This is a genomic window from Mesorhizobium sangaii (assembly GCF_014207355.1).
Lineage (GTDB): Bacteria > Pseudomonadota > Alphaproteobacteria > Rhizobiales > Rhizobiaceae > Mesorhizobium > Mesorhizobium sangaii.
Genome location: NZ_JACHEF010000001.1, coordinates 1,636,155 through 1,648,219, shown reverse-complemented (window position 1 = coordinate 1,648,219; position 12,065 = coordinate 1,636,155). Strand labels below are relative to the sequence as shown.

The 12,065-nt window shown below is 61.1% G+C and carries 9 protein-coding genes; 5 read left to right on the top strand and 4 right to left on the bottom strand.

Annotation, left to right across the window (positions count from 1 at the left end):
* Positions 1-6: 6 nt before the first annotated feature.
* On the bottom strand, positions 7-936 hold the full coding sequence (locus tag HNQ71_RS07795) for a helix-turn-helix domain-containing protein (protein ID WP_343068086.1): 930 nt from the start codon (positions 934-936) through the stop codon (positions 7-9).
* Between the two features lie 80 nt (positions 937-1,016).
* Here HNQ71_RS07795 and HNQ71_RS07790 point away from each other — a divergent pair, with 80 nt between their 5' ends.
* Positions 1,017-1,778 (top strand): SDR family oxidoreductase, encoded by a 762-nt coding sequence (locus HNQ71_RS07790; RefSeq protein ID WP_184871918.1) that lies wholly within the window; start codon positions 1,017-1,019, stop codon positions 1,776-1,778.
* 466 nt (positions 1,779-2,244) lie between these two features.
* On the opposite strand, the gene HNQ71_RS07785 is transcribed toward HNQ71_RS07790, so the two are convergent.
* Positions 2,245-3,135 (bottom strand): LysR family transcriptional regulator, encoded by an 891-nt coding sequence (locus HNQ71_RS07785; RefSeq protein ID WP_184871917.1) that lies wholly within the window; start codon positions 3,133-3,135, stop codon positions 2,245-2,247.
* Positions 3,136-3,255: 120 nt separating this feature from the next.
* Between HNQ71_RS07785 and HNQ71_RS07780 the strand changes: the two genes are divergently transcribed.
* Positions 3,256-3,924 (top strand): NAD(P)-dependent oxidoreductase, encoded by a 669-nt coding sequence (locus tag HNQ71_RS07780; protein ID WP_184871916.1) that lies wholly within the window; start codon positions 3,256-3,258, stop codon positions 3,922-3,924.
* Between the two features lie 6 nt (positions 3,925-3,930).
* Here the strand turns inward: HNQ71_RS07780 and HNQ71_RS07775 are convergent, their stop codons facing one another.
* Complete coding sequence (locus HNQ71_RS07775) at positions 3,931-4,704, bottom strand: substrate binding domain-containing protein (protein ID WP_184871915.1); 774 nt, start codon at positions 4,702-4,704, stop codon at positions 3,931-3,933.
* 976 nt (positions 4,705-5,680) lie between these two features.
* Between HNQ71_RS07775 and HNQ71_RS07765 the strand changes: the two genes are divergently transcribed.
* From HNQ71_RS07765 to HNQ71_RS07755, 3 genes are all read left to right on the top strand, one after another.
* Entirely contained in the window at positions 5,681-7,282 is a 1,602-nt protein-coding gene (locus HNQ71_RS07765; protein WP_184871914.1) for an MBL fold metallo-hydrolase, read from the top strand.
* Positions 7,283-7,407: 125 nt separating this feature from the next.
* On the top strand, positions 7,408-9,831 hold the full coding sequence (locus HNQ71_RS07760) for a phosphoketolase family protein (protein ID WP_184871913.1): 2,424 nt from the start codon (positions 7,408-7,410) through the stop codon (positions 9,829-9,831).
* A 42-nt stretch (positions 9,832-9,873) separates the two neighbouring features.
* Positions 9,874-11,040 (top strand): acetate/propionate family kinase, encoded by a 1,167-nt coding sequence (locus HNQ71_RS07755; RefSeq protein WP_184871912.1) that lies wholly within the window; start codon positions 9,874-9,876, stop codon positions 11,038-11,040.
* Between the two features lie 463 nt (positions 11,041-11,503).
* Here HNQ71_RS07755 and HNQ71_RS07750 read toward each other — a convergent pair whose 3' ends face one another.
* Entirely contained in the window at positions 11,504-12,019 is a 516-nt protein-coding gene (locus HNQ71_RS07750; RefSeq protein ID WP_184872281.1) for a GNAT family N-acetyltransferase, read from the bottom strand.
* Positions 12,020-12,065 lie beyond the last annotated feature (46 nt).

Here is a 12,065-nt window from a genome sequence, read left to right as displayed (position 1 = left end):
TGCGACTTACGCGGCCTGGCGTCTAGCGGCGAAAGCGCCGGGTGGTGTTCCGACATGCCGCGAAAAGGCCATGCTGAATGAACTGACCGACCCGTAGCCGACACGCCGCGCGAGTTCGGCCATCGCGATGTTTCCCCTCATCAGCATGTCCTTTGCCACTGCCATCCGCCAAGCCGCTACATATTCCATGGGCGTGGATCCGACCTCGCCGTGAAAGCGGTCAAAGAAGGTGGAGCGCGACATGCCTGCTGCAACGGCCAGGCCTTGAACGGACAAACTCGCACCGGGGTCTGCATGGATCTGCCGCAGCGCCAAGGCAAGTTGTGGATCGGCAAGGCCACGGAGCAAACCGGGTTCTGCCATCGTGCTTTCGACGGAGCGCAAGGCCTCGACCAGCAGCAGTTCCAAAAGCCGCCCGAGCACCATGTCGCGGGCCGCACGATCGCTTTGCGTCTCTTCCTGGATCATCTGAACGAGCGCGATCAGGCGTCCCTGTGCGCGCACATGGATGACCGCCGGCAGGAGCGAAACGAGCAGTTCCCGGTCCGGCGAGGCAAAGCTGCAGTGGCCCACCAGGCACCGCACCTCGGTCGGTGCGTCCTGTTCGCCCAGGCGGAACATGCCTGGACCGGTCTCCAGCGGCAGGTGCGGGGCGCCGCTTGGCGGCGGATTAATGCTCGACATGGTGAAATCGAAAACTTCCGGCACCAGCACGAAGTCACCCGCTTCAAGGACAAGCGGCGCACGGTCCCGAATAGTCAGCAGGCAAGTGCCCTCGACCATGGCGCAGTAGAACGGACTTGCCATGTTTGTCCGCTCGACGCGCCAGCGGCCGCCGCCGTTGACAAGCTTGGCGATCGAGGGCTCCGGCTTGAGCAGCGCGACAACACTGGCGAGGGGGTCAGTTGTCAAAATAGCCACAATTCGGACTTTCACTGAAAGATTTTGGACTTACGAATATAGGAAGTCCGGCATTTCGTCCATATCTCGTCGTAGCAACGACAGGAAATACATCAATGCCCAAAATTCTTATCACCGGTGCTTCGTCGGGTTTCGGTCTCGCCACGGCAGAACTCTTCCTTGCTCTGGGTTGGGAGGTCGTCGCGACCATGCGCACCCCGCAGGCACACACAATGCCGGTGCACGATCGCCTGCAAATCCTGGCGCTCGACGTCACAGATGCAGCCAGCATCGCGCAGGCCGTCGCAGACGCCGGTGTTGTCGATGCGCTCGTCAACAATGCCGGGGTCGGCATGTTGAACGTGCTGGAGGGCGTAGACATCGCCAAGGCCCGCGAACTTTTCGAGACCAATGTCCTCGGCACAATGGCTATGACCCAGGCTGTCCTGCCGGGCATGCGCGCGCGACAAACCGGCGTCATCGTCAACATCAGTTCCAGTGTCACGCTGCGCCCGTTTCCGGCACTGTCGGTCTATAGCGCCAGCAAGGCCGCCATCAATGCGTTCACGGAAAGCCTCGCCCTCGAGGCGGCGCAATTCGGCATCCGTACCCGGCTTGTCCTGCCAGGTTCAGCCCCGACGACCGCCTTTGGAAAGAACGCCGTGGCACGCATGGGGATGAACGTCCCGGCGCCCTATGAAGCTTTCGTACAAGACTATTTTGCAACGATGCGCAGCTCGACCGAGAAAACACAGGCTGACGACGTGGCGCAGGCCGTATGGCGAGCCGTGACGGAGCCGGATGCGCCGATGCGCCTGCCCGCAGGTGCCGATGCAGAAACAATCTTCAGCCAAACAACCACCCAGGCCAACGGCTGAGTGCGCTGCTCTCTTTGACCCGGCGACCCGCTGGGGCGCCAAAAAAAGGATGACAACACATGAATAATCTCATCGATATGTCGCGCTCCATACCAACGCCTGAAGCCATGCCTGCCGCTGCCGTCTTTCTCTCGCCGCGGTCAGGTCCGAAGTTGTCAATCGAGGAGTGTCTGCTTTCTTTTCGTTTGATCCAAGACCCGTCAGTCCGCATCCCACCCCAACTGAAACATTCGCGACGCGGAACACCGTGACTATGCCGAGCCGCAGAGGCGTTTTTACCGAAAGTCCCGTGGTTTAGGCAGCTTGATCGGCATAGTCTCCGATTCGGGATGGGATCCCTATCCGCACATCGACCAGATCGAGGTGAAGACACGGGATTTCAGATAAGCGCGTGGGATCGGATATACCCAATAGCCGTCGGTCGTGCCGAAAACGGTCGTTTCCGGGCACACACACTGCTCTCACCCTATTTGCTGATATAAGCCGCCAGTTCGTCAGGCGTCCCCATTGGGAAGGCCTCTTTGAGATAGTTCAGAAAAGCTGACACCCGAGCGCTCAGGAGCCGCTTGGACGGGTAGAGCGTCCAAAGAACAATGTCAGGTCCGTCGACCTCGCCCCATTCTACCAGCGTGCCGTCTGCGAGATCGTGGCTTACGAGCGACAAAGGTAGGCGGCCGGCGCCAACGCCGGCTCGCACCGCGTCCCGGACCATGAGAAGGGATGTTAGCGCCAGAACGGGATCGATCATAATTGGGGTCGGGCCGGTGGCGGTCATCACTTGCCAAGTCAGTCGATCGCTCGCCGATCGTACGACGGCGGGCGCTGTCGTGTTCGCCGTCGGCCGGGCGAGACCCGGGCTAGCGGCGACCACCAGTCGATCGTGCAGGAACGCTCGCCCGACAAGGGTTTCATCCGGATCCGGGTTTACCCGGATCACCAGATCAAACCCCTCCTCGATCATATCCACAGCGCGGTCATCCGTGGAGACCTCGAGCCGAACTTCCGGGTACTTCAGCGCAAAACCGGCGGCGATCTTGCCCATTGCGGTTTGAGAAAAAAGCAATGGTGCACTTATCCGCAGTTTGCCTCGCGGCCTCTGTCCGCCCGAGGCAATCGCTGCTGCGGTTTCGTCCAGTTCGGTCAGCAAATGGCCTGCCCGTTCGTAGAGCGCCCGCCCTTCCTCGGTCAGTTTGAGTGCCCGCGCGCCACGCTCGACAAGTCGCAATCCCAGGCCAGCCTCAAGTTCTGCCACCCGTCGCGATAAAGTCGCCTTGGGGCGTGTGGCGGCCCGTGCTGCACGGCCGAAGCCGCCGTGGCGGGCCACGAGCACGAAATCCGCGAGAGCCAGCAAATCCATCCGTTCCACCAATGAGACGTTGTGTCCAATATTAGCGTCTATCGCATCATATGTGAACCACTCATATTCACGACAACAACCTACCCACTGCAAACGTCTCACCCAACGAGGAACAAAGCCATGACCAAGTCCACAAACGACAATCCCCGCGCCGCGCAGACCAAGATATTGGTTTTGGGGGCGACGGGGCCGACTGGCCGTCTCGTCGTCAGCCAGGCATTGGCACGCGGATATGAGGTGACGGCACTGGTCCGGTCCCCCGAAAAAGCGGCGGAGATGAAGGGCGTTCGGCTTGTTGCCGGCGACGCCCGCGACGAGAAGACCATGCGCCAGGCAGTCATCGGGCAGGATGCCGTCATCAGTGCCCTGGGCACTCCGGCCAGCCCATTCAAGCAGGTGACGCTGCTCTCAACCGCGACCCGCGCGCTCGTCAAGGCAATGAAGACGGAACACATCTCGCGCCTGATCACCATCACCGGGATGGGCGCGGGCGACAGCGCCGGCCATGGCGGGTTCCTGTTCGATAACGTGATTTTCCCGCTGCTCCTGCGCAACGTTTATGCGGACAAGAACCGGCAGGAAGCCGTCATCCGTGAGTCCGAGCTCGATTGGACTATCATCCGGCCATCCGTTTTGAACAAAAAGCCGGGGCGCGGCACCGTCCGCACCCTGACCGATCTGTCCGGATTCAATGGCGGGACTATAGCGCGGGAGGACGTTGCGAAATTTGTCCTCGACCAGGTGCATAGCGACGCCTGGGGGCATCGTTCGCCACTGATTACATGGTGAAGGTCGTCACGCCCCGTCGTCAAACCAGCGGCGGTTGCCGGCAACCCGTTGGCGCATAAAGTCGACGAAGGCTCTGGCAGCCGGGCTGCGTTCCTTGCCGGCAGGCATGACTAGACCGACATCGACGGCTGGAACGCTCCAGTCTGGCAGAACGCGAACGAGATTGCCGGCCTCGATCTCAGGCGCAGCCACATATCTCGCCGTAGCCGCGATCCCAGCCCCGTTAAGCACCATGCGATCTATTGCCTTGGGGTCATTGGCTGTGAGCCGAGCGGCGGCCTCGACCTGGTGCTCCACACCGTCCTTGTCGCGAAGCGACAAACGCCGTGGGAGACCATCGCCCCGGGGGATGAGGAGCAGATCGTGGGTGCGCAGCTCGTCGATCGACCTGGGCCAACCGCGCCGTTCGAGGTAGGAGGGTGCGGCGCATAACAGGCAGGCGATTGCTCCAAGCCTTGTCGCGACCAGATTTGAATCGAGCATCGGGCCCATGCGGAAGGCCACATCAGTCTGTTCGGCGACAAGGTCAACCGTCCTGCTCGTCAGTTCCAGAGACACATCGACGGCAGAAAACGCGAGTGAAAACACAGGAAGAATTTCGGTCAGCACCTCCATGCCAAAGCCGATTCCAGCGGTAAGCCGCAGCCGGCCGCGTGGATGCGACGCCAAGCTGGCGGCCATATCGACGACCTCGTCAACACGTGTAACGATCTCGTTAAAATGACCGAGCAACGCCCGCCCGGCCTCGGTCAGTGCGACCTCGCGAGCGTACGTGCGCAAACTTTACTCCGCGGTTCCCACCGATCGCAGCATTTGCGGTGGATCAATGCCCGCGCTGTCGATTGCCTCCAAAGTGTCGAAGCGCTGGCATGACGGTGGCGCTACCTTGTCGCAACGGAGCCGAAATCTGATGAAGCTCATGGCATCCCTCTCCATGGCCACATACCCGGATGCGAACACACCAAAGATCGCATCGAATGCAGTCGCACTCGCCAAGAATATCGACGCGGCGCTGCATGCCGTTGCCATCAATGTCGACATTCCCGACGTTTCGAACGCTCTCTCAAATTATTTGCTGGACCTTCCCTATAAGATACAAGAGGTCGAGGCGACCAGTCGCAAGCGCGGCAAAGAACTGCTCGAGACAATCAACCAAGGAGCCGCGAACGGCGGTGTAATCCTCACCACGCAGGAGTTGACCGCACAACCGGCTTTGATGGGCGATGTGGCCGCGGAGTACTCCCGCTATTTCGATGTCTGCCTGGTCGGCTGGGCGCCGGCCAACCAGACGGCGAGGATGTTAGCTGAGGCGATTCTGTTCGGCTCGGGTCGACCGACCCTGCTTCTTCCCGACTCCACGGACGTTGGGACCCTTGGACATGTCGTTGTCGCCTGGGACGGCAGCCGTGTGGCCGCACGGGCTATTGCCGACGCACGGGCCTTTCTCGAACGAGCCTCCATGGTCACCGTTGTGACCGTGACCGACGAAAAGCCGTTTCCGGGACAGGGAACCGGCGAACGCCTTGCCCTGGGCTTGAGGACGCGTGGGCTGGTGGCCGAGGCTGTCTCTATCCAGGCAGGGGACAGTTCAATCGGGACAGCTCTTCAGGAGCATGCTCTCAAGATCGGCGGCAACCTGCTTGTCATGGGCGGATACGGCCACTCCCGCGTCAGGGACCGTGCTTGGCGGTGCCACCGAAGGCATTCTCGCGGATCTGCGCCTGCCAGTCCTCCTGTCGCATTAGGTCGTGGCGAGATGAGAGGCGGCACGGATCCTATCCTGCGTTTCCACGGCGCAGCCCATGGCGTCACCGGCTCATGTTATGAGATCGAGACGCCGCACTCGCGCATCCTCATCGACTGCGGCCTGTTCCAGGGATCGAAGTCCGAACGGGAATTGAACTACGGTGCGTTCCCGTTTCCCCCGGACGCGATTGACGCCGTCATCCTGACGCACGCGCATATTGATCACAGCGGCCTTTTGCCGAAACTGGTCAAACAGGGCTTTTCTGGTCCCATCCATACGACCCGCGCCTCCATCGATCTTTGCTCGGTCATGCTGCCGGATTCGGCGCATATCCAGGAAATGGAGGTCGAGCACCTGAATCGTCGAAACACGCAGCGCGGTCGCCCGCCCGTTGAGCCGATCTACAGTCAGCAGGATGCCGCCGCGTGCATGACTTTGTTCCGGGCTTTGGAATATGGCGAATGGACCACCATCGCCGATGGCCTTCGCGCCCGCTTCTGGAACGCGGGCCATCTGCTTGGTTCGGCATCGGTGGAGCTCGAGATCGACCGACATGATGCGCCGCTGCGCATCATGTTTTCGGGCGACATCGGCCCAGGCCACAAGCTGCTTCAGACCGATCCCGAGGGGCCGGCAGGCGTTGACTATCTGATCTGCGAGTCGACCTATGGCGACCGCGATCGGCCGGACGTTTCGCCCGAACAGCGGCGATCCCAGCTCGGTGACATCGTGCGTGGCGCCGCCGAGGCCGGCGGCCCCCTCATCATCCCGTCCTTCGCCGTCGAGAGGACGCAAGAACTGCTGGTTGATCTGTATTTGCTCATGAAAGCAGGGGAGGTGCCGTCAGCCCCGGTCTTCGTCGACTCGCCGCTGGCAACACGCGCCAGTGCAATTTTCGAGCGGCATGCCAATGAGATCGAACAGGGCAACGCGCTGCGCCAAGCCCTCAACGCGAAGGAGCTGCGCTTCACCGAGACGATGGAACAGAGCAAGGCGATCAACCGCCTGAGCGGCTTCTTCGTGGTGATCGCCGCCAGCGGCATGTGCGACGCGGGGCGTATCCGCCACCATCTCAAGACCAATCTCTGGCGCCGGAACGCCACGGTGATGATGGCCGGATATCAGGCCCAAGGCTCGCTTGGCAGGATCCTGCTCGACGGCGCGCAGCGTGTGCGCATCCAGGGTGAGGAAGTCGAGGTCAAGGCGCGCATCAGCCTGTTCGACCTCTATTCCGGCCACGCCGACGCCAGCGAACTGGTCGCCTGGCTCAAGGCCCGAACTCCGGTGAAGCAGCAGGTGTTCTTGACGCATGGAGAGGAAGCCGGTCTCGGTGGCCTGCGCGGAAGGCTTGCAGGCCTGATACCCCAAGACAAGATAATCATCCCGAGGCTGGATGATGCTTTCCAATTGACCCCCGGTCGCAGTTTGCCGGTCGAGGTCAACGAGCCCCGCCGTTTGAGGCCGGAAAAGATTGCCCGCCTCGACTGGCACAATGACCTTTCGAAGCTTCTCCTGAACGTAAACGAGGCAGTCAGCGCCGCAGCCGACGAACGCAGTCGCGCAGCGGTGATCAGGCGCATGCGCAGGGCGCTTGAGTACAAGGACGCATAGGGGCTGCGAAGCGATGAACTGAAAGCGCGCGAGCGCGTTGGTGTCCATTCGCTACAGACCGACGAACACAAGCCCATGCCGCAATCCAGGCGACAGGGCGCCCTAACAGGCGATGGGAGCCAGACATGAACGATCATACGACAGAAGCAGCTTCCGGTAGCCGGCTGTCCGACCACGAGTTGCGCGACATCGATGCCTATTGGCGCGCTGCCAACTATCTGACGATTGGCCAGATCTACCTGCTCGACAATCCGCTGCTGCGCGAGCCGTTGCGGCGGGAGCACGTCAAGCCGCGCCTCCTCGGCCATTGGGGAACGTCGCCCGGCCTAAGTTTCATATATGCGCACCTCAATCGCGCGATCCGGCTCAGGGACGCAAATGTGATCTATGTCTGCGGCCCCGGCCATGGCGGCCCGGCAATGGTGGCCAATACCTATCTGGAAGGCACCTACAGCGAGCTCAATCCCGACATTGCTATGGACGAGCAGGGGATGCGCAAGCTGTTCCGGCAGTTTTCGTTTCCCGGCGGTATACCGAGCCATGCAGCACCGGATGTGCCCGGTTCGATCCATGAAGGCGGCGAGTTGGGCTATTCGCTTTCGCATGCCTATGGCGCCGCCTTTGACAATCCGGATCTCGTGGTCGCCTGTATCGTCGGTGACGGCGAGGCTGAAACGGGACCACTTGCAGCCGCGTGGCATTCCAACAAATTCCTCAACCCGGCGCGCGACGGGGCGGTGCTGCCGATCCTGCACCTGAACGGCTACAAGATCGCCAATCCAACCATTCTGGCCCGCATTCCCGAAGACGAATTGCGTGCGCTGTTTGCCGGCTACGGCTATGAGCCGCTGTTCGTGGAAGGCCACGAGCCAGCCCTGATGCATGAGCGGATGGCGAGCGTGCTCGACGATGCGTTTGATCGGATCCATTCTATCCAGCACGCCGCACGCAACGGACCTGCGGCGACCGCGCCACGACCAAAATGGCCGATGATCGTGCTGCGCAGCCCCAAGGGCTGGACGGGACCGAAAGAGGTCGACGGTCTGAAGACCGAGGGCTTCTGGCGCTCGCACCAGGTTCCCTTGTCTGGCCTTGCGGAAAATCCCGCCCATCTCAAGCTGCTCGAGGAGTGGCTGAAAAGCTATCGGCCCGAGGAACTGTTTGATGCCAGCGGCGCTCCTGTCGCCTCGATCCGCGCTACGGCACCCCAGGCGACGAGACGCATGAGCGCCAACCCGCATGCCAATGGCGGCTTGCTGCGCAGGTCGCTCGAACTGCCCGGGTTGCATGATTACGCGATTGCGCTCAAGCACCCCGGCGGCGCAAAGGCGGAGTCGACGCGGGTCATGGGCAGTTTCCTTCGTGATGTCATGCAGCTGAACGAGGCCTCGAAGAACTTCCGGATCGTCGGCCCGGACGAGACTGCCTCGAACCGCCTTCAGGACGTGTTTGAAGTGACCGAGCGTGGCTGGATGGAAAAGATCCTGCCCGAAGACGTTCATCTCGGGCGCGATGGCCGGGTGCTCGAAATCCTCTCCGAACACACCTGCCAAGGCTGGCTGGAAGGCTACCTGTTAACCGGGCGCCATGGCCTGTTTTCCTGCTATGAGGCGTTTATCCACATCATCGATTCCATGTTCAATCAGCACGCGAAATGGCTGGATGCCTGCCGCGATATCCCGTGGCGGCGGCCGATCGCATCGCTGAATTATCTGTTGTCCAGCCATGTTTGGCATCAGGAACACAACGGCTTCAGCCATCAGGACCCTGGCTTCATCGACGTCGCCCTCAACAAGAAGGCCGACATTGTGCGGGTCTACCTGCCACCGGACGCCAACACCCTGCTGTGCGTGACCGACCATGTGCTGCAGACCTGGAACCGCATCAACATCGTCGTCGCCGGCAAGCCGCCATCATGGCAGTGGCTGTCGATGGACAGGGCAATCGTTCACTGCCGGGCAGGGATCGGCATCTGGGACTGGGCGTCAACGGACGATGGGGCTGAGCCCGACGTGGTGATGGCTTGCGCTGGCGACGTCCCGACCCTCGAAACGCTGGCCGCAGTGCAAATCCTCAGGCAACAGGTTCCTGATCTGAGGATCAGGGTGGTCAATGTCGTCGACCTGATGACTCTTCAGCCAAAGGAACACCATCCGCACGGCCTGTCGGATCGCGAGTTCGATGCGCTGTTCACCGCAGACAAGCCGGTCATCTTTGCCTATCACGGCTATCCCTGGACCATCCATCGCCTGACCTATCGTCGTACTAACCACGACAACATCCATGTGCGCGGCTATAATGAGGAGGGTACGACCACGACGCCCTTCGACATGACGGTGCTGAACGGCCTCGACCGCTTTCATCTCGTCCAGAGCGTCCTCGACTGGGTTCCGCAACTCAGGACCGTTCGGGTCGCGCTGAAGCAGGCGATGGACGGCAAGCTGCTTGAACATCGAGCCTATATTCGCGCCCATGGGCAGGATATGCCGGAGATCCGTGACTGGAGGTGGGGGCAGGATCCTGATGCGGCGCAGAAGCGTCCAGACTGAGCGATTGCCCGTCCTTGGGGTGGCTATATTTCGGATGGCTTCATGACCGATGCGATCCTTGTCCTGAACGGTGGTTCTTCGAGCCTGAAGTTCGCCGTCTTCGAGCGACGCGACCAGCTACCGCTGCTGCTGCGCGGCAACGTCTCCTCTCTCGGCCATCAACCACGGCTGCGCGTCGAGGCTGCGGCCGGCAGGTCCAAGATCGACAGGAGCCTGGGCGAATCACCGATCGATATGGACAAGGCGTTCGCGGCGGTTGCCTCTGTGCTCGCCGAAAACGATCTCCTGCGTCGCATCGACAGTGTCGGGCATAGGATCGTTCACGGCGGGCGCGATTTCACAGGGGCGACGCTTCTCGACGAAGGCACGCTCAAAGCACTGCGCTTGCTCGAACCCCTGGCGCCCATCCACCAACGGATCAATATCGAGATTGTCGCTCTTGCCACTGAACTCCTGCCTCAGGCCCCCCAGATCGGGTGCTTCGACACGGCGTTTCATTCGACCCGGCCGGCGCTTGCCAGAATCTACGGGCTGCCACGCGCGATGACCGAGGCGGGTATCATTTCCTACGGGTTTCATGGGCTGTCCTACAGCCATATCGCTTCGAAGCTGCGAGACCGATACGGCGTGGGCGCCGGCGGCCGGACGATCGTCGCCCATCTCGGCAGCGGCGCCAGCCTGTGCGCGATGAGAGCAGGGGCAAGTGTCGCCACCACCATGGGATTTTCGACACTCGATGGTCTCGTTATGAGTACCCGTTGTGGCGCAATCGATCCTGGGGCCATTCTCTATCTTCTGCAGGATCAGAAGCTGTCGCCTAAAGAACTCACGACGCTGCTTTACGAGAGCTCCGGCCTGCTGGGTGTGTCCGGTGTTTCCGGAGATATGCAGACGCTGCTTGGGTCGAAAGACCCGGCGGCGGCACAAGCCCTTGACCTCTTCATTTATCGCGTCGGGCGTGAGATGGGCTCTCTGGCAGCCGCGCTCGGAGGGCTCGACACGCTGGTGTTTACCGCCGGAATCGGCGAGCACGCAGCTCAGATTCGGCGCAGGATATGTGTCGAGGCTGGATGGCTTGGCGTCACGGTCGATGATGATCACAATCTGCGTGGCGACGATTTGGTGAGTGCCCCGAATTCTCGGGTCGATGTCCTTGTCATCCCCGCGAATGAAGAAAGCGCGGTGGCTAGCGAGATGCTCGTCTTCTGAACCAGGTGCGGGTTGATCTAGCAGTTCGACCGCTCCTGACCAGCGCTTCAACCTGTTGACTTGGATCAAGGCAATGAAACGCGGCTTGGCTTAGCTTTCTCATAAATGGAGAAGCTCGCAATGCCTATCGAATCGACCGTAGTCATAACCTCTATAGTCCTCGCATTCGTGTTCTTTTCGGCCATATTGGCATTTGGACAGATCACTTATAACCGACCCGCTACGCCAGGCGCTCGCCGGCGAAACTAAGTTCTGGGGAGGTGATGAAGAGGAGTTGGTCGGGCCTGCTTGTACCGTACAACGGGTCGTCGCTCTTACGTGAGGCGCGGATACTCGAGAAGGCCCTAGAACTGCGTGAGGCGACGTGCCTCCCTCCGCAGGTTCCCGAGGTGGCGCCTTGGGGCAACTAGCGATTGATCGCATGTTTTGCACGGTGACTTGTCATCTTGCCTGTGACCGAAAGCTAGGCGGCTGACCGCGCCCCCAGCTCCCGCCGAACCAGGACAAGCGTTGCATCGTCGGGATCGGTCGTGACGGTGAAACCCATGTCGCGCTCGACCTCGATCGCAGCACGGTTTTCACGGCTCTCGATCGACTCGATCGCTTTGAGGCCGAGTTCCTCGCCATATTTCGCAATATAGGTGAGCAGCTCCCAGCCAACGCCCAAATGCTTGCGATCCTGGCGAATGCAGATCGCAACCTCGCCGTTTCGATCGGCTCGATCGCTTGCCAGCGTCGCAACCGCGATCAGCATCCCGTCTGTCGAGAACGCCAGAAAATTGTGGATATGGGCGTCGTCTGAACGCGTCATCGCCACCAGCCGATCATGCGAGACTTCCTTCACAGCGCCGAGAAAGCGGAAGCGCAGGTCGTCCGGGGTCACATGAGTGAAGAACTCGGCCAGCGTCGGCTCATCTTCAGGGCGCGCGCGGCGCACTTCGAAGTGAAAGCCGGTATGGGTGGTAAGTGTGTTGTCCATCGTCATCTGGTCCTTGAGTTGGGGTCGGTTCTGCGGCGTCATTGTC

What these genes read in the sequence shown, in the direction of transcription:
- HNQ71_RS07790 (WP_184871918.1), top strand. Translation starts at nt 1,017, where the DNA reads ATGCCCAAAATTCTTATCACCGGTGCTTCGTCGGGTTTCGGTCTCGCC.
- HNQ71_RS07785 (WP_184871917.1), bottom strand. Translation starts at nt 3,135, where the DNA reads ATGGATTTGCTGGCTCTCGCGGATTTCGTGCTCGTGGCCCGCCACGGC.
- HNQ71_RS07780 (WP_184871916.1), top strand. Translation starts at nt 3,256, where the DNA reads ATGACCAAGTCCACAAACGACAATCCCCGCGCCGCGCAGACCAAGATA.
- HNQ71_RS07765 (WP_184871914.1), top strand. Translation starts at nt 5,681, where the DNA reads ATGAGAGGCGGCACGGATCCTATCCTGCGTTTCCACGGCGCAGCCCAT.
- HNQ71_RS07760 (WP_184871913.1), top strand. Translation starts at nt 7,408, where the DNA reads ATGAACGATCATACGACAGAAGCAGCTTCCGGTAGCCGGCTGTCCGAC.
- HNQ71_RS07755 (WP_184871912.1), top strand. Translation starts at nt 9,874, where the DNA reads ATGACCGATGCGATCCTTGTCCTGAACGGTGGTTCTTCGAGCCTGAAG.
- HNQ71_RS07750 (WP_184872281.1), bottom strand. Translation starts at nt 12,019, where the DNA reads ATGGACAACACACTTACCACCCATACCGGCTTTCACTTCGAAGTGCGC.